This is a genomic window from Pigmentiphaga litoralis (assembly GCF_014651835.1).
GTDB lineage: Bacteria > Pseudomonadota > Gammaproteobacteria > Burkholderiales > Burkholderiaceae_B > Pigmentiphaga > Pigmentiphaga litoralis.
The window spans coordinates 420094-438276 of record NZ_BMXQ01000001.1 but is presented as its reverse complement, the minus strand read 5'-3'; the positions used below and the strand labels follow the sequence as shown (position 1 = coordinate 438276).

Annotated in this window: 15 protein-coding genes; 6 read left to right on the top strand and 9 right to left on the bottom strand. The window is 63.0% G+C overall.

From position 1 onward, the window contains the following. Positions 1-71: 71 nt before the first annotated feature. From IE116_RS01805 to IE116_RS01770, 8 genes are all read right to left on the bottom strand, one after another. Entirely contained in the window at positions 72-2939 is a 2868-nt protein-coding gene (locus IE116_RS01805) for a 2-oxoglutarate dehydrogenase E1 component (RefSeq protein ID WP_189609255.1), read from the bottom strand. Positions 2940-3229: 290 nt separating this feature from the next. Continuing rightward, positions 3230-4540: a citrate synthase gene (locus IE116_RS01800; RefSeq protein WP_189609253.1), complete on the bottom strand. Its 1311-nt coding sequence runs from the start codon at positions 4538-4540 to the stop codon at positions 3230-3232. Positions 4541-4589: 49 nt separating this feature from the next. After that, complete coding sequence (locus IE116_RS01795; protein ID WP_179588100.1) at positions 4590-4853, bottom strand: FAD assembly factor SdhE; 264 nt, start codon at positions 4851-4853, stop codon at positions 4590-4592. Between the two features lie 4 nt (positions 4854-4857). Next, positions 4858-5574 carry a succinate dehydrogenase iron-sulfur subunit gene (locus tag IE116_RS01790; protein WP_189609250.1) on the bottom strand — a complete coding sequence of 239 codons (717 nt, stop codon included), beginning with the start codon at positions 5572-5574 and terminating at the stop codon, positions 4858-4860. A gap of 96 nt (positions 5575-5670) precedes the next feature. Continuing rightward, positions 5671-7449 carry a succinate dehydrogenase flavoprotein subunit gene (sdhA, locus tag IE116_RS01785; RefSeq protein WP_189609249.1) on the bottom strand — a complete coding sequence of 593 codons (1779 nt, stop codon included), beginning with the start codon at positions 7447-7449 and terminating at the stop codon, positions 5671-5673. A 3-nt stretch (positions 7450-7452) separates the two neighbouring features. Then, positions 7453-7836 (bottom strand): succinate dehydrogenase, hydrophobic membrane anchor protein, encoded by a 384-nt coding sequence (sdhD, locus tag IE116_RS01780; RefSeq protein ID WP_189609246.1) that lies wholly within the window; start codon positions 7834-7836, stop codon positions 7453-7455. Beyond that, complete coding sequence (gene sdhC, locus IE116_RS01775; RefSeq protein ID WP_189614386.1) at positions 7836-8249, bottom strand: succinate dehydrogenase, cytochrome b556 subunit; 414 nt, start codon at positions 8247-8249, stop codon at positions 7836-7838. Before sdhC ends, sdhD begins: the two co-directional genes overlap by 1 nt. Before the next feature lie 290 nt (positions 8250-8539). Then, a complete protein-coding gene (locus tag IE116_RS01770) occupies positions 8540-9364 on the bottom strand; it encodes a GntR family transcriptional regulator (RefSeq protein WP_189609244.1) in 825 nt (274 codons plus the stop codon). Between the two features lie 278 nt (positions 9365-9642). On the opposite strand from IE116_RS01770, the gene IE116_RS01765 reads away from it, so the two are divergent. The 6 genes from IE116_RS01765 (at position 9643) to IE116_RS01740 (ending at position 16967) form a co-directional block, all read left to right on the top strand. Beyond that, a complete protein-coding gene (locus tag IE116_RS01765) occupies positions 9643-10632 on the top strand; it encodes a malate dehydrogenase (protein ID WP_179588105.1) in 990 nt (329 codons plus the stop codon). 41 nt (positions 10633-10673) lie between these two features. Beyond that, a complete protein-coding gene (locus IE116_RS01760) occupies positions 10674-11672 on the top strand; it encodes an HpcH/HpaI aldolase/citrate lyase family protein (RefSeq protein ID WP_189609242.1) in 999 nt (332 codons plus the stop codon). 290 nt (positions 11673-11962) lie between these two features. Further along, entirely contained in the window at positions 11963-14662 is a 2700-nt protein-coding gene (gene acnA / locus IE116_RS01755; RefSeq protein WP_189609240.1) for an aconitate hydratase AcnA, read from the top strand. A 109-nt stretch (positions 14663-14771) separates the two neighbouring features. Then, complete coding sequence (locus IE116_RS01750) at positions 14772-15665, top strand: LysR substrate-binding domain-containing protein (protein WP_189609238.1); 894 nt, start codon at positions 14772-14774, stop codon at positions 15663-15665. A gap of 164 nt (positions 15666-15829) precedes the next feature. After that, the gene (locus tag IE116_RS01745; RefSeq protein ID WP_189609236.1) at positions 15830-16657 is read left to right on the top strand and encodes a DUF2242 domain-containing protein; all 828 of its coding nucleotides are present in this window, start codon (positions 15830-15832) and stop codon (positions 16655-16657) included. Next, a complete protein-coding gene (locus IE116_RS01740) occupies positions 16638-16967 on the top strand; it encodes a 2Fe-2S iron-sulfur cluster-binding protein (protein WP_189609234.1) in 330 nt (109 codons plus the stop codon). Before IE116_RS01745 ends, IE116_RS01740 begins: the two co-directional genes overlap by 20 nt. A gap of 48 nt (positions 16968-17015) precedes the next feature. On the opposite strand, the gene IE116_RS01735 is transcribed toward IE116_RS01740, so the two are convergent. Beyond that, on the bottom strand, positions 17016-18137 hold the full coding sequence (locus IE116_RS01735) for an alpha/beta hydrolase (protein WP_189609233.1): 1122 nt from the start codon (positions 18135-18137) through the stop codon (positions 17016-17018). Between the last annotated feature and the right edge of the window lie 46 nt (positions 18138-18183).

The window sequence follows — 18183 nt, the reverse complement described above, 5'->3', positions numbered from 1 at the left end:
AATTATTCTGGTTTGCAATCAAGGCGAGGGGCGCCTGCGGGACCCGCGCACGGGCGAGTCCCGGTCATTCCTTACTTGGTGAGGAACACCCCTTTCATCTTGCCGAACGCCTGGTCCAGCAAAGCCTTGAGCTGCTCCTGGTGCTTGGCGTAGTAACCCACTGCCGGCGATGCCGATGCGGCACGGCCTGCATAACCGAGCTTCTGACCGGTGGTCATGTTCTCGTACAGATGATGCTGCACGTAGAACCAGGGACCCTGGTTTTGCGGCTCGTCCTGGCACCAGATGACTTCCGTCAGGCCGGGATACTTCTTCATCTCTGCCGCGACCATCTTGTGCGGGAAGGGATAGAGCTGTTCGACGCGGGCGATCGCCACATCGGTGGCGTCGCGTTCGGTGCGCGACGCGACGAGGTCATAGTAGACCTTGCCCGAGCACAGCACGAGACGCTTGACCTTCGAGGCGTCGAGCGTCTCGTCGGTTTCGCCGATCAGCGTCTGGAAGCCACCCGACGTCAGGTCGGACAGTGGCGACGAGGCAGCCTTGTTACGCAGCAACGCCTTTGGCGTCATGATGATCAGCGGCTTGCGGAACTGGCGGATCATCTGGCGACGCAGCACATGGAAGATCTGCGCAGCGTTGGTCGGCTGAACGACTTGCATGTTGTTGTCGGCGCACAGCTGCAGGAAGCGTTCAATGCGACCCGACGAGTGTTCCGGACCCTGGCCTTCGTAGCCGTGCGGCAGCATCAGCACGAGACCCGACTGACGGCCCCACTTGGCTTCGCCGGAGCTGATGAACTGGTCGATCACGACCTGGGCGCCGTTGGCGAAGTCGCCGAACTGGCCTTCCCAGCACACGAGCGTGTTCGGCTCGGCGGCGGAATACCCGTATTCGAAGCCCATCACGGCTTCTTCGGACAGCAGCGAGTCGATCACGCGGAACGGAGCCTGCGCTTCAGACACGTTCTGCAGCGGCACGTAGACGCCTGCATCCCAGCGCTCGCGCTTCTGGTCATGCAGCACGGCGTGGCGGTGCGTGAAGGTGCCGCGACCCGAATCCTGGCCGGTCAGACGCACCGGATAGCCCGACGACACCAGGCTGGCGAACGCCAGGTGCTCGCCCATGCCCCAGTCCAGGTTGAGTTCGCCGCGCGCCATGGCGCGACGATCGTTCAGGACCTTTTCGACGATCGGGTGGACCTTGAAGTCTTCCGGCACGGTCGTGATGCGTTCGCCCAGGCGCTTGAGTTCGGCCAGCGGCATGGCGGTATCGCCCACGTCGGTCCACTTGCGGTTCAGGAACGGCGACCAGTCGACGGCGTACTTGTTCTTGTAGTTGGTCAGGACGGGGTCGACCGTGTGGCGGCCTTCGTCCATGGCGGCGCGGAAGTTCTTGACGAACTCGTCGCCTTCCCCTTCCGCCAGCACGCCTTGCGTGACCAGCTTGTCGGCATACAGCTTGCGCGTGCCAGGATGCTGGCCGATGCGCTTGTACATCAGCGGCTGCGTCAGGGCAGGCGTGTCCTGTTCGTTGTGACCCAGCTTGCGGAAGCAGACGATGTCGACCACGACGTCCTTGCCGAATTCGGCACGGAAGTCCATGGCCATCTGCGTCGCGAACACGACGGCTTCAGGATCGTCGCCGTTCACGTGGAACACGGGCGCTTCGATCATCTTGACGACGTCGGTGCAATACAGGGTCGAACGGGTGTCGCGGGGGTCGGACGTGGTGAAACCGATCTGGTTGTTGATGACCAGGTGAACCGTGCCGCCCGTGCCGTAGCCGCGGGTTTGCGCCAGGTTCAGCGTTTCCATCACGACGCCCTGGCCGATGAAGGCCGCGTCGCCGTGCACCAGCACCGGCAGCACTTCCTTGCCACCTTCCATGCCACGGCGTTCCTGGCGGGCGCGGGCGCTGCCTTCGACGACGGGGTTGACGATTTCAAGGTGCGACGGGTTGAACGCGAGCGACAGGTGGACCGGGCCACCGCGCGTGGTGACGTCGCTCGAGAAGCCCTTGTGGTACTTCACGTCGCCGGCCGCCAGGCTGTCGTCGTTGTGCTTGCCTTCGAATTCGGCAAACAGGTCCTTCGGCATCTTGCCCAGGGTGTTGACCAGGACGTTCAGGCGACCGCGGTGGGCCATGCCGATCACGATTTCCTGGATGCCGCGCGCGCCGGCGTGCTGGATCAGTTCGTCCATCGACGCGATGAAGCTTTCGCCCCCTTCGAGGGAGAAACGCTTCTGACCGACGTATTTGGTATGGAGATAGCGCTCCAGGCCTTCGGCAGCGGTCAGGCGATCCAGGATGTGCTTTTTCTGGTCGACCGTGAACGATGGCGTGGCTTGCGTGCTTTCCAGGCGTTGCTGGATCCAGCGCTTGATGACCGGATCGGTAATGTGCATGAACTCGACACCGATGCTGCGGCAGTACGTATCGCGCAGCGCCTTCACGATCTGGCGGAGCGTCATGTGCTCGGCGGTCGTGAAGTAGGTGTTGGTGGCCGAGTAAACCTTGTCCATGTCCGCTTCGGTCAGACCGTAGAAGCTGGGCTCCAGTTCGGGAATGGCCGGACGTTCGGTGCGCTGCAGCGGGTCGAGATCGGCCCAGCGCGCACCCAGAAAACGGTACGCGGCAATGATCGACTGGACGTGGACTTGCTTGGATGCGACGGCGAGGTCGGTATCGGCAGCACGCGGCAGGAAGCCATTGCTTCGGGCGCGTTGGGCAAACGATTCAACGACGGGGGCATGAGCCTGGTCGCGAGTGGATTCGTTACCGTCGACCGCTGGCATGTGTTGCAGCTGGTCAAAATAGGTACGCCAGTTATCGGGGACCGATCCTGGATTGTCGAGGTAGGCCTCGTAGAGCTCTTCTACGTAAGGCGCATTACCCCCAAACAGATACGAGGTACTGGATTCTTGTAGGCTGGACATGATGTGCGCTTCACCTTGCCGGGTGTTTCACCCGTTCGATGCAGGACGTACCTTCCGCGACACGGCTTTGCCGTTCAGCGGATAGCGAGTGCGGGCAGAAGGTGGTGGATGGGAAACCGTGGCCGTTCGCAACCAAACGATGTCGCTAACGTGACAGTTCTCTGTGGTCTTCGTAAACCGATCAAGAATAGCATTTCGCATTTGATACCGCACCTGCATACGCATCAAAAAACACCACTCTCGATAGAAAAAAAGGGTTGCCGAAGCAACCCTTTCAACTTACACCAAACTTACCGCACGTTCAAATCGGCTACGTCACGAGCCGTTTCACCGGTGTACAACTGGCGAGGACGGCCGATCTTGTAATCGGGGTCCGAGATCATTTCGTTCCACTGGGCCACCCATCCGACGGTGCGGGCCAGCGCGAAGATCGCGGTGAACAGCGAGGTCGGGATGCCGATGGCGCGCTGGACGATACCCGAGTAGAAGTCGACGTTCGGGTACAACTTGCGCGACACGAAGTATTCGTCTTCCAGGGCAACCTTTTCCAGCGCCATGGCCAGCTTGAACAGCGGATCATCCTGCAGACCCAGCGCTTCGAGCACTTCTCGGCAGGTCTCTTGCATGAGCTTGGCGCGTGGATCGTAGTTCTTGTAGACGCGGTGACCAAAGCCCATCAGCTTGACGCCCGACGACTTGTCTTTGACCTTGGCGACGAATTCCGGCAGCTTGTCCACGCCGCCCTGCGCCAGCAGTTCTTCCAGCATCTGCAGCGCGGCTTCGTTGGCGCCACCGTGCGCAGGGCCCCACAGGCACGCCACGCCGGCCGCGATCGCGGCGAACGGGTTGGTGCCCGACGAACCGCACAGGCGGACGGTCGAGGTCGATGCGTTCTGCTCGTGTTCTGCATGCAGGATGAAGATGCGGTCGAGCGCGCGCTCGACGACTTCATTCACCACGTAGTCTTCGCAGGGATTACCGAACATCATGCGCAGGAAGTTCGCCGTGTAGGACAGGTTGTTCTGCGGATAGATGAAAGGCTGGCCGACGGAATACTTGTAGGCCATGGCGATCAGCGTCGGCATCTTGGCGATCAGACGGATCGACGAGATGTCGCGGTGTTCTTTCTTGGTGATGTCGAGCGAGTCGTGATAGAAGGCCGACAGCGCGCCCACCAGACCCGTCAGCACCGCCATCGGATGGGCGTCGCGGCGAAAGCCTTTCAGGAAGGTCTGCAATTGCTCGTTCACCATGGTGTGATGGGTCACGAGGTGATCGAAGTCGGCCTTCTGCTTTTCGTCGGGCAGCTCGCCCTTCATGATCAGGTGGCAGACTTCCAGGAAGTCGCACTTGACGGCCAATTGTTCGATCGGGTAGCCGCGATACAGCAGCTCGCCCTTGTCGCCGTCGATATACGTAATGCTGGACGAGCACGAGGCGGTCGACATGAAACCGGGATCAAACGTAAACATCCCGGTTTGTGCATACAACTTGCGAATGTCGACGACGTCCGGACCCACCGTACCTTGATAAACCGGAAATTCGGCGCCCTGGCTCCCATCGGAGAAGGTCAGGGTCGCTTTTTTATCGGATAGTTTCATCGGTAGTTCCTCGTCTTTGTCAGTGTTCAATTGTTCGGAAAGCTGCGGCTCAGACCTCGCGCAACCGCTTGATCAAGTCCAGCATGGCCGGTGTGGCCAGATCGCCTTCGGGCTCTTTTCGGCCCAGGAGGTAGTCCATCAACTCATTATCGGTTGCCTCGAGCAACTCGGTCAGCAGCGCGACGTCGACGTCGGTCAGCGTCTCTTCGTGGGCATCGAGGAACCGGGTAAGAATCAAATCATTTTCCAGCAGGCCGCGCCGGGCCCGCCAGCGCAGCCTTGCCCTGTCGTGCGGAGACAGTTGAATGGCCACGTCGTTACACCGCGCGCCGAACCAACAGGTCCTTGATCTTGCCGATTGCCCGGGTCGGGTTCAGGCCCTTGGGACAGACGTCAACGCAGTTCATGATGGTATGGCAGCGGAACAGACGATAGGGATCTTCCAGATTGTCCAAACGTTCCCCGGTCGCTTCGTCGCGCGTGTCGGCCAGGAAGCGGTAGGCCTGCAGCAGACCTGCCGGGCCCACGAACTTGTCGGGGTTCCACCAGAACGACGGGCACGAGGTCGAGCAGCACGCACACAGAATGCACTCGTACAGACCGTCCAGCTCTTCACGCGCCTCGGGTGATTGCAGGCGTTCCTTTTCAGGCGCCGGCGACGTGTTGATGAGATAAGGCTTGACCGAGTGGTACTGGTTGAAGAAGTGCGTCATGTCGACGATCAGGTCGCGGATGACAGGCAGACCAGGCAGCGGCTTCAGAACGATAGGCTGCTTCAGTTCGCGCAGGTTGGTCGTGCAGGCAAGACCGTTCTTGCCGTTGATGTTCATGGCGTCCGAACCGCACACGCCTTCGCGGCACGAACGGCGGAACGACAGGCTGTCATCGCCGTCGTTCTTGATGCGCACCAGCGCATCCAGCAACATTTTGTCGGTCGGCTCGAGTTCGACCTGGAGCTTTTCCATGTAAGGACGCTCGTCCTTGTCCGGATCGTACCGGTAGATTTCAAACTTGACGATTTGCTTGGCACTCATGTGATGCTCCTGCTTGCTGCAGACCGGCGCCGGCTGTAGAGCCGGCCGCCGGGGGTGATACTGTCTGGTGAAGGCGGACCGGCCGCCTTCGTCGCTTTAGAACGTCCGGGCCTTGGGCGGGAAGCTTTCCACCGTCATCGGCTTCAGGTTCACCGGCTTGTAGTCCAGGCGATTGCCTTCCGAATAGAACAGCGAGTGGCGCAGCCAATCCTGGTCGTTGCGTTCCGGGAAGTCGCGGTGCGCATGAGCGCCACGGCTTTCGTTGCGCGCGGCCGCCGACACGATGGTCGCCTTGGCCACTTCGATCAGGTTGTCCAGTTCCAGCGCTTCGACACGTGCGGTGTTGAACACCTTCGAGCGGTCTTTCAGGGCCACCGACTTGGCGCGTTCGGCAAGTTCGTTGATCTGCACGACGCCTTCGTCGAGCAGTTCCTGGGTACGGAACACGCCGCAGTGATGCTGCATCGAGTTGCGGATGTCGTTGGCCACGTGCTGCACGCGCTCGCCAGTCTGGCGGCCTTCGATCGCCGCCACACGCGACAGCGTCGCGTCGGTGCCGTCGGCCGGCAGCGGCTTGTGGCTGCGGCTCTTGAGGTTCTGCGACACGATGTGGTTGCCCGAGGCGCGGCCGAACACGACCAGGTCCAGCAGCGAGTTCGTGCCCAGGCGGTTGGCGCCGTGCACCGACACGCAGGCGCATTCGCCGATCGCGTACAGGCCGTTGACGATGGTGTTCGGGTTGCCGTCCTTCGGCACCACGACCTGGCCGAACACGTTCGTCGGGATACCGCCCATCTGGTAGTGGATGGTGGGGACCACGGGAATCGGTTCCTTGGTCGGGTCGACGTTCGCGAACTTGAGCGCGATTTCGGCGATCGACGGCAGGCGCTTGTGGATCACATCGGCGCCCAGGTGGTCGAGCTTGAGCAGCACATAGCTGCCGTCCGGACCGGCACCGCGGCCTTCCTTGATTTCCTGGTCCATCGAACGCGACACGAAGTCACGCGGCGCCAGGTCTTTCAGGGTAGGCGCATAGCGTTCCATGAAACGCTCGCCGTCCTTGTTCAGCAGGATGCCGCCCTCGCCTCGCACGCCTTCGGTGATCAGCACGCCCGCGCCGGCCACGCCGGTCGGGTGGAACTGCCAGAATTCCATGTCTTCGAGTGGCAGGCCGGCACGTGCCGCCATGCCCAGGCCGTCACCGGTGTTGATGAAGGCGTTGGTGGACGCGGCCCAGATACGGCCGGCGCCGCCCGTGGCGAACACGGTCGTCTTGGCTTCGAAGATGTAGATCTCGCCCGTTTCCATTTCGAGCGCGGTGATGCCCACCACGTCGCCTTCGGAATCACGGATCAGGTCCAGCGCCATCCATTCGACGAAGAACTGCGTGCGTGCGGCCACGTTGCGCTGATACAGGGTGTGCAGCAGCGCATGGCCGGTACGGTCGGCAGCGGCACAGGCCCGCTGCACCGGCTTTTCGCCGAAGTTGGCGGTGTGGCCGCCGAACGGACGCTGATAGATCGTGCCATCGGCGTTGCGGTCGAACGGCATGCCGAAGTGCTCGAGCTCATACACGGCATTCGGGGCTTCGCGGCACATGAATTCGATCGCGTCCTGGTCGCCGAGCCAGTCGGAGCCCTTGACGGTGTCGAACATGTGCCAGAACCAGTTGTCTTCGCTCATGTTGCCGAGCGAAGCGCCGATACCGCCCTGGGCCGCTACCGTATGCGAACGGGTCGGGAACACTTTGGAGAACACGGCCACGCTAAGGCCAGCCTGCGCCAGTTGCAGGGAGCAACGCATGCCGGACCCACCGGCTCCGACGACCACCACATCGAACTGGCGGCGCGGAAGAGTTGAATTGACAGCGACCACGACTCAGATTCTCCAGAGAATTTGTGCTGCGTAGACGGCAGAGCCGACCAGCCACAGTACGGTAAATGCCTGCAAGGTCAGACGCAGGCCGGCGTGACGCACATAGTCCATCCAGATGTCCCGCATGCCAATCCAGACATGGTAGAACAGCGACAGGAAGGTCAGCATGGCGAGCACTTTGCCCAGCGGGAAATGCAAGACTTCAAAATTGAACAGGTGCACCCAGTTTTCGTAGGTGAATGCCGGCATCATCAGCGTGCCGACACCCAGCACCAGGGTGTAAATGACCATCACCACCGCAGTCACGCGCTGGATGATCCATTCCTTGATGCCATAGTGCGCGCCGACGACAAGGCGTTTGCGACCGATATTTTCCGAGGCAGCCATCAGAACACTCCGAACAATTTGAGACCGAACACAGCCGTCAGCACCAGGCTGACGGCGAAAACGATGGCGGCGCTACGCGCGGCGGATGCCTTTTCGAGGCCGATATGCACGTCGAGCAGCAGGTACCGGATGCCGGCACAGAAGTGATGCAGGTAGGCCCAGATCAGGATCAGCAACACGACCTTGACGATCGGGTTGGTGGCGAACTCGGCAAAGTCGGCAAAACCGATTTCGGAGATCAGGCTGCGTTCGAAGAACGGCAGCAGGATCAGCGGCAGCGCCAGGAACAGGAGAAAGCCCGTAATACGGTGCAGGATGGACAGCTTGCCTGCCAGGGGCAGACGGTAGCTGGCAAGCTGGCCGAACGTTAGATTGCGGAACTGCGGGCGGGGTTTTGCTGCAGAGTCGGACATCACGACCTCGGGGAAAGTAACCAAACCATGGAAAGAAACCTGTCTTAGACGCGGGGCAATCGGCAAGCCATCACTGGCCTGATCCGCCCGACCCCGCGGATATTCTTTTGTACGCTTTTCTTGCTCCTTCTCTTTCTCCCGACCGTGCCTGTGCGAGCAGTGCCCGTTCAGTGTTCGAACAAACGTTCGGCCTTAGAACAGACCCAGCGACGTTCTACCCGGCGAAATCCGAGAAACACGCTATTTTCCCACTTTCCGGGGGGTCCTATCAAATCAGGTCGATAAGGGGTTCAACTGAGGCTGTTTCTGTAGTGGTAGTGCGTAGTCAAATACAGCCCGCGACGCATTTCGACAGGCCGGTCTTCGTAGGTGAACGACACGCGCTCGATCTGCAGCAGCGGCGCGCCGGCCGCGACTTTCAAGAGGGCGGCGTCGCTGTCCGCGGCAGCCACCGCGCGGATTTTTTCATCGGCGCGGATCATGCGCACGCCGAATTCGGTTTCGAACAGGCCATACATCGGACCCGTGTACTCAGCCAGGCGTTCAGCGGTCAGCCCGCGAAACTGCGCGCCCGGCAAAAAGATTTCTTCGATGACGGCCGGCACGCTGTCGAAGGACAGCACCCGCCGGATCTGTACCACGCTGTCGCCGCCGCGCAGGTCGAGCGTGCGCGCGACTTCGGACGGCGCGCGCATGCGGCGGCATTCGAGGAAGCGGCTGTCGGACTGGACCGGTTCACCGTCGTCGGGCGTCATCCGCAAAAAGCGGAAGCGCACCCGGTCTTCGTGGTGGGTGGCGACGAAGGTGCCCTTGCCCTGCCTGCGCAGCAGCAGATTCTCGGCCGCCAGTTCGTCGATGGCCTTGCGCACCGTGCCCTGGCTGACCTTGAAGCGGGAGGCGAGATCGAGCTCGCTGGGGATGGCTTCGCCGGGCTTCCATTCGCCCCGGTCGAGACTTTGTACGATGAGTCCCTTGATCTGCCGGTAGAGCGGGCTGAACGCCGCGCCGGGGGCCGACGGCCCAGCGGCAGACGCCGCGGCGGGCGCGGCTGGCGGCGCCGCGGTCGCTGGCTCGGAGGCCGGACGCGAAGCAGGCGTGGCAGGGGTTATCGACATGGGACGAATTGTGTCATGGCGCCGGGTGGAGTGTCCAACCGGAATACGGATTTACATCTTATGTCTTATATAAAACATAAGATATTTTATTGCTGGCGAACTTTCGAGTCCGTAAACTCGGGGGCCATGCCCGATGATCGATGCTCTTCCCTCGGTACACACCCGGCCGGCACCTCGTTTGCTACCGTTGGTATCGACCCGGGCATCCCAGCACCCCCGATGCGGAGTTACACTTCGCGTCGCGTCATTCCCACTTATCTTCCGCTTCGGAGACAACCATGACTAAGCCCGCAATGCGCGTTGCCGTGACCGGCGCCGCCGGACAAATCGGCTACGCCCTCCTGTTCCGCATCGCTTCCGGCGAAATGCTCGGCAAGGACCAGCCCGTTATCCTGCAATTGCTCGAGATCCCTGACGAAAAAGCACAGAAGGCGCTGAAGGGCGTCATCATGGAACTGGAAGACTGCGCGTTCCCGCTGCTGGAAGGCGTGACGGCGCACAGCGACCCGATGACCGCGTTCAAGGACGCCGACGTCGCACTGCTGGTCGGCGCCCGCCCGCGCGGTCCGGGAATGGAACGCAAGGACCTGCTGACCGTGAACGCACAGATCTTCACGGCGCAAGGCAAGGCACTGAACGCCGTCGCCAGCCGCAACGTCAAGGTGCTGGTCGTGGGCAACCCCGCGAACACCAACGCCTACATCGCCATGAAGTCGGCGCCGGACCTGCCTGCGCGCAACTTCACCGCCATGCTGCGCCTGGACCACAACCGCGCCCTGTCGCAACTGGCTGCCCGTACCAACGTGGCTGTCGGCGACATCGAAAAGCTGATCGTCTGGGGCAACCACTCGCCCACGATGTACCCCGACTACCGTTTCGCCACCCTGGCCGGCAAGCCTGCCCTGTCGGTGCTGAACGACGACGCATGGAACCGCGACACCTTCATCCCGACCGTCGGCAAGCGCGGCGCGGCGATCATCGACGCGCGCGGCCTGTCGTCGGCAGCGTCGGCGGCCAACGCAGCGATCGACCACGTGCGTGACTGGGTCCTCGGCAGCAACGGCAAGTGGGTCACGATGGGTGTTCCGTCGGACGGCTCGTATGGCGTGCCCGAAGGCGTGATCTTCGGCGTGCCGGTCATCACCAAGAACGGCGAATACTCGGTCGTCAAAGACCTGGAAATCGACGCCTTCTCGCGCGAACGCATCGAGTTCACGCTGAAGGAACTGATGGAAGAGCGTGACGGCGTCAAGCATCTGCTTGGCTGATCCGGCGACTTTCGTTTCAGCGTAATCAGGACAACAGCCCCATGACGCATCCCTCACAGGTGCTGCATGAATCCGGTCGGCAGCCTGTCGTGCTGCCGGTCTGCGATCACTATGCAGGCTCCGAAAAACTGATGACCAAAAGCCTCGCGCTGCAAGCCGAGGCGGGACCGGTCTTCGATGTCACCCTCGACTGTGAGGATGGGGCTGCCGTCGGACGGGAAGCCGAGCATGCCGAGATGGCTGCCCGGCTTGCCGCCAGCGACGCGAACCGGCACGGTCGTGTCGGCGCCCGCGTGCACGACGTGCATCACAAGGCATTCATCAACGATCTCGAGACCTTGATCGGGATCGCGGGCCACAAGCTGGCCTACATCACGGTACCCAAACTCAATTCCGCCCACGACGCCGCCAACGCCGTCGAGGCCATCGAACGCATTTCGAACGAAGCGGGCCTGACGCGGCCGCTGTCGGTGCATGTGCTGATCGAAACGCATGGCGCGCTGCGCGAGGTGTTCCGCATCGCCGCGCATCCACGCATCGAATGCATTTCGTTCGGGCTGATGGATTTCGTGTCGTCGCATCGCGGCGCGATTCCGGCCGATGCATTGACCGCGGAAGGCCAGTTCGACCATCCGCTGATCGCGCGGGCCAAGCTGGAAATCAGCGCGGCCTGTCATGCGTATGGCAAAGTGCCATCGCATAATGTCGTGACGGAACTCGATTCGCCCGACGTGCTGTCGCGCGCCGCGACCCGGGCGAGCCGCGAGTTCGCGTACACGCGGATGTGGAGCATCCACCCTGCGCAGATCCAGCCCATCGTAGCGGCGCTGTCGCCCAGCGCCGATGACATCCGGAATGCCGAACGCATCCTGATGGCCGCGCAGGACGCGGACTGGGGTCCGATCCGCGACGACGATGGATCCGGCAAGCGCCGGCTGCACGATCGCGCCAGCTATCGCTATTACTGGGACGTGCTGCGGCGCGCCCACGCCACCGGGGCGAGCCTGTCGCCCGCGGCGACGCAACGGTTCTTTTCCTGAGTCCCGGCGCGCGCTGAACCGGCGCGCGCCGCGCCACGCCTTCGGGCCTGGCAGGAGCAAGACATGCGAACAGCATTACCCGGCGCGCCAACGCGCCGATCAAACCACCGCAGCGCGATGTCCGCGCCGCTCATCCACGTCGCGCAACCGGAAGAAACACCGGTGATCGAGTATGTCGATCACCGCGCGTAATCACGCCCGCAGCGAATTCCGCGCACGGGCCATGTTCCAATAGACGCAAGCAACAGGTTTTCATTCAACTGGGGTTCTGTCTTTCCATGGAGGCATTCATGCCGCACAACACATTCGATACGCTCAAAGACTTCAAGATCGGCAAGAAAACCGGTCAGTTCTATTCGCTGCCCGCGCTTGGTGAGGCGCTTGGCGTTGCCGTCGAACGCCTGCCGGTGTCGATCCGGATCGTGCTTGAAGCCGTGCTGCGCAACTGTGATGGCAAGAAAGTCACGGAAGACCATATCCGTGAACTGGCTGCATGGAAGCCGAACGCCCCGCGTGAAGATGAAATCCCGTTCGTGGTGGCCCGCGTCGTGCTGCAGGACTTTACCGGCGTGCCGCTGCTGGCCGACCTGGCCGCCATGCGCACCGTGGCCGCCAAGCAAGGCAAGAACGCCAAGTCGATCGAACCGCTGGTGCCGGTCGACCTCGTGGTCGACCACTCGGTCATGATCGATGAGTACGGCAAGCCCAAGGCGCTGGACCTAAACATGAAGATCGAGTTCACCCGCAACCAGGAGCGCTACAAGTTCCTGAAGTGGGGCATGCAGGCTTTCGATACCTTTGGCGTCGTGCCTCCGGGCTTTGGCATCGTCCACCAGGTCAACCTGGAATACCTGGCGCGCGGCGTGTTCAAGCGCGACAAGGTGTACTACCCCGATTCGCTGGTCGGCACCGACAGCCACACCACCATGATCAACGGCATTGGCGTCGTGGGCTGGGGCGTGGGTGGTATCGAGGCCGAGGCTGGCATGCTGGGCCAGCCGGTGTACATCCTGACGCCGGACGTCGTGGGTGTGGAACTGAAGGGCCAGCTGCGTGAAGGCGTGACCGCGACCGACCTGGTGCTGACCATTACGGAACTGCTCCGCAAGGAAAAAGTGGTGGGCAAGTTCGTCGAGTTCTGTGGCGAAGGCACCACCAGCCTGAGCGTGACCGACCGCGCCACCATCGGCAACATGGCGCCCGAATACGGCGCAACGATGGGCTTCTTCCCGGTCGATGACCGCACCATCGAATTCTTCAAGGGCACGGGCCGCACCAAGGACGAAGTCGAAGCACTGGAAGCCTACTTTCGCGCGCAGAACATGTATGGCGTGCCCGCGGCTGCCGACATCGATTTCACCAAGCTGATCACGCTGGACCTGTCCACCGTGACCCCGTCGCTGGCCGGCCCGAAGCGCCCGCAAGACCGTATCGAGCTCGGCAACGTCAAGAACACCTTTGCCGACCTGTTCAGCAAGTCGGCGGCCGAAAACGGCTTTTCGCAACCTGCCGACAAGCTCGACCAGGTCTTCAAGGCCGACAACGGCGTCGAACTGCAGAACGGCGACATCCTGATCGCCGCCATCACGTCGTGCACCAATACGTCCAACCCCAGCGTGATGCTGGCGGCGGGCCTGCTGGCCAAGAAGGCGGTGGAACGCGGCATGAAGGTGCGCAAGCACATCAAGACGTCGCTGGCGCCGGGATCGCGCGTCGTGACCGAGTACCTGGAACGCGCGGGCCTGCTGCCCTATCTGGAAAAGCTGGGCTTTAGCGTGGCGGCGTATGGCTGCACGACCTGCATCGGCAATGCCGGTGACATCGCCCCGGAATTCAACGAACTGATCTACCTGAACAACCTGGTGTGCGCGGCCGTGCTGTCGGGCAACCGGAACTTCGAAGCGCGTATCCATCCGAACATCAAGGCCAACTTCCTGGCCTCGCCACCCCTGGTGCTGGCCTATGCACTGGCTGGCACCATGAAGCGCGACCTGATGACAGAGCCCGTGGGCAAGGGCAAGGACGGCGACGTGTGGCTGGGCGATATCTGGCCGACGTCGGACGAGATCAACGAAGTCATGAAGTACGCCATGGACCCGGCCGTGTTCCGCGCCAACTATGCGCAGGTCAAGGAGAACCCGGGCAAGCTCTGGGAGAAGATCAAGGGCGGCGAAGGCGACGTCTACGAATGGCCGGATTCGACCTACATTGCCGAGCCGCCCTTCTTCGACAACTTCGAGATGGAACCCGCCCCGATGCCTGCCGTGAAGAACGCGCGCGCGCTGGGGGTGTTCGGCGATTCGATCACGACCGACCACATTTCACCTGCCGGGTCGATCAAGGACACCTCGCCAGCCGGCAAGTACCTGATCGCCAATGGCGTGCTCAAGCCCGACTTCAACAGCTACGGCGCGCGCCGTGGCAACCATGAAGTGATGATGCGCGGCACCTTTGCGAACGTGCGGATCAAGAACCTGATGATTCCGCCCAATGCAGATGGCAGCCGGGTCGAAGGCGGCATTACCCGCTTCCAGCCCGGTGGCGAAGAAATGTCGATCTACGACGCCGCCATGAAGTACATCTCGGAAGGCACCCAGACGGTGATCTTCGGCGGTGAAGAGTACGGCACCGGATCGTCGCGCGACTGGGCGGCCAAGGGCACGCAACTGCTGGGCGTCAAGGCTGTGATCGTGCGCAGCTTCGAACGTATCCACCGCAGCAACCTGGTGGGCATGGGCGTGCTGCCGCTGCAGTTCAAGGGTGAGGACTCGGTGCAGTCGCTAGGCATTACCGGCGAAGAGACGTATGACATCTCCGGCCTGGAAAACGGCATCCGCCCGCAGATGGATGTGACGCTGACCGTGCGTTGGGCCGACGGCCGCACGCGTGACGTGCCGCTGCTCTTGCGGATCGATACGCCGATCGAAGTCGACTACTACAATCACGGCGGCATTCTGCCGTTTGTGTTGCGCCAGCTCATGGCTGCGTAAGGATACGCAGCTGGCCGGGCACTGAGCCGGCCAGGCCGTGTCAGCCGCCGCCCGCTTCGGTGCACTCTGTGTACCGGACCGGGCGGCGGCGTCGTTTTCAGGAATCCGTATGAACGTTTCGCGCTTCGATCTCGTCACGCTGGCCTTGTTCGTGGCGGTCGCCCGGCATGGCAGCATCTCGGCCGGTGCGCGTCAGGTGCACCTGGCGGTGGGCGCGGCCAGCCGGCGGATTGCCGATCTCGAGGCCGCGGTCAACGCGCCGCTGCTGTACCGGCGCGCCTCGGGTATCGAGCTGACCGAGCCGGGGCAGGCCTGCCTGACGCATGCGCTGCGCATCCTGAAGGATGTGGAACAGATGGCCGGAATGATGTCGGACTATTCGTCGGGCGCGCGCGGCACGGTGCGGATCTGGGCCAATACGTCGTCGATCACACAGTTTCTGCCCGATGACCTGTCGTCGTTCATGGTGGCCCATCCGGCCATCCGCATCGAACTGGAAGAGCAGAACAGCAGCAGCATCGTCGCAGCGGTCCTCGAAAATCGCGCCGACATCGGCATCTTTGCGGACCGCACACAGGCGCAGGGGCTGGTCACCCTGCCCTATCGGGATGACGAACTGGTGCTGATCGTGCCGCGTGGCCACGCCCTGGCGCGCAAGGCATCGGTCCGATTCGTGGAAACGTTGGACAGCGATTTCGTCAGCCTGCCCGAGGCGACCTCGCTGGCCAACCGCCTGCTGGAGGAAAGCAGCCGGATTGAAAAGCCCCTGCGCCTGCGCATCCAGGTGCGCAGTTTCGATGCGGTGTGCCGCATGGTGGCGGCCGGCATGGGGGTGGGCATTCTGCCAAGGCTGGCGGTGGAACCGCATGTGCGGTCGATGCGTCTCAAGCTGGTGCCTCTGGAAGACGCCTGGGCGCATCGCAGCCTGTTGCTGGGGGTGCGGGATCCGGATGCATTGACGGTGTCGGCGCGACTGCTGCTGGGGCACCTGGAAGCGTCCTGACTGGCGCTGCGACGTGGGCTTACCTCAGGCAACGTTTGCATCGTGTCTTCCATCATTTCTCCAGACAAGTCCGATACACTCGCGGCAAGTGCGGCGCCTTTGCCCGCCGGGATCACCCGGCACGATGGATGGCGCGCCGCCGTGTTTTTCAGGAAGCCGTATTCATGCGTGGGACGTCCCCCTTACTTGCTCTGGTTTCGGTCGTGCTGCTTGGCAGCGCGCTGGCGGGCTGCGCCAGCCGCAAGACGTCGATGTACGACCATGAGGATTTCGATGAGTCGTCGACCTACTCGCGGTCCTATGCGGCCCCTGCCGGCATCGCGTGCGAGTCGGCGCGGCGAACCTTGTTGAGCCAAGGCTACGTCATCACCAAGGCGTCGCCGGACGTCATCGATGGCCGCAAGAGCTTTCAGCAGACGGCCGAAGCGCATGTCGAAATCGAGTTCCACATTGTTTGCGCACCCGACAGCGCCGACGGGGCGTCGTCGACCGTGTTTGTCAACGCCGTCCAGGACCGCTATACGCTCAAGAAGACGGCGAGTGCGGCCAGCCTGGGCGTGAGCGTGCTGGGGTCGGTGTCGATGCCGTTCGGCACCAGCGACGATTCCATGGTGAAGGTCGGCAGCGAGACGATCGCCGCGCCCCGCTTCTACAACGGCTTCTTTGGCTTGCTGGAACAATATCTGGCGCCCATGCAGGGCCGCGCGGCGGCGCAGGCGGCCGAGGCGGCGGCTGCCGCGCAAAAATCGGCGGCTGCCAAGTCTGCGGCGCAGAAAGCGGCTGATCCGAAGTCGGTTGAATTGAAGTCGACAGAAAGCAAGCCGGCTGAATCCAGGCCGGTGGACCTCAAGCCGGTGGAACCGGCGGCGGCCGAGGCCAAGGCCGCGGAGTTCAAGGCGGCAGAGTCAAAGGCAGCGGAGTCCAAGGCAATCGAACCCAAGGCTGCTGACGTGCCAGCCGCCCCCGCGACCGATGGCCCAGCCCCCAACTGACGCCCCCTTGGCTGGCGACACCTTCGTGGTGCGCATCGAGCCGATGGACTGGACGTTTGACGCCACGCCCAACGAGTCCCTGTTCGAGGCGGCGCGCCGTTCGGGGATCCGTTTGCCGACCTCCTGCCGCAACGGCACCTGCCGCGCGTGCATCAGCGTGCTGGTCGACGGGTCGATCCGCTATCGCGTGGAATGGCCAGGTCTGAGTTCCACCGAGAAAGAGGAAGGCTACCTGCTGCCGTGCGTGGCCGTTGCCCAGTCGCCGCTGGTGATCGATGTGCCCGAAGCGGAGCGGATCGAGCCGCGATAAGGCGTACCGGCGGTGACGGTGTTGCTCCACGCTATATGGAGCCAGCCATCAATGCTGCGCGGCGAACGCCGTGGGAAGGCCGTAGGCAAAAGCCGGCAACGCCACGCTGCCGTGGACCTCGCCAGGGAACATGCGGAACCGGCTGCGCAAGCGATCGGGCGCCAGGGCATCGAGCCGTGCCGACAGATCCCGGTCGCTGTCGACCGACCGGCGGCGGGATGCACGAGCGGCGCGCTCGGCGGCATCGGGCGCGCGCAGTTGCTCGGGCGACAGCGCCTGTTCGTACTCCCCCACCGTCACCACCGCGGCAATACGATGCGTCCCTGCCTTCACCTTGGCGTTGAAGCCGGGTTCTTCGGACAACACGTAGCGCCCGTTCCAGCCAAGTGACGGGCTGGACAGCAGGTAGGTCTGGAACATCTCGGGGCGCGTAAACAGCGCATGCACCGCCAGCAGCCCGCCATACGAATGCCCGTACAGCGCCTGACGCTGCGGATCGATCCGGTAGCTGGCCTGCATCAGCGGCTTGAGTTCCTTGTCGAGGAAGTCCAGGAAGCCATCGGCGCCGCCGTAGACATCGTCGATCATCGGGCGGCCGTCGGGCCGGCGTTCAATGTCGGGCGAGACAGCGGACGCCGGCAGGTAGTCGTAGGACCGGCGCGAATCGCCGGGGTAGCCCACCCCGACGATGATCCCAGGCGTCATCGACCCGTTGGACGTGCGGATGAGGTGGCTGGCCAGGGCAACGCCGGGCTCGAAATAGTCGTCGCCGTCCAGGACGTAGACGACGGGATAGCCCTCTGCAGGCGGTGGCGCAAGAGGCACCGCAACACGGATCCGGTAGTCGCCCATCGCCCTCGACTTGACGATACGGTCGCGGGTCGGAGCCGCTGCATAGATCCCCACCCTGCCGGATGCGGTGGTTCTGGCGATGGCCGCAGCGGCGCTGGCAGACGTAAAGACCGCGAACCGGTCTGCCGCCGACAGGGCGGGCGGGGTAACGGCCGGGGTGACGGGCGGGGTGACGGGCGGGGTTCCAGCCGGGGTAACGGCCGGGGTCGCGACCGGCGCGTCGGCGGCCGAGACGGCGGCACTCGCCACCAGCAGGGCGCCGCCCACAGCCAGGGCCAGGGCCAAGGCAGATCGGGCGGTCAGGAAAGCGGACATCATGGGGATTCTCCAACAGGCGGGGCGGCAGGCCGGCGCGCGCCCGTCG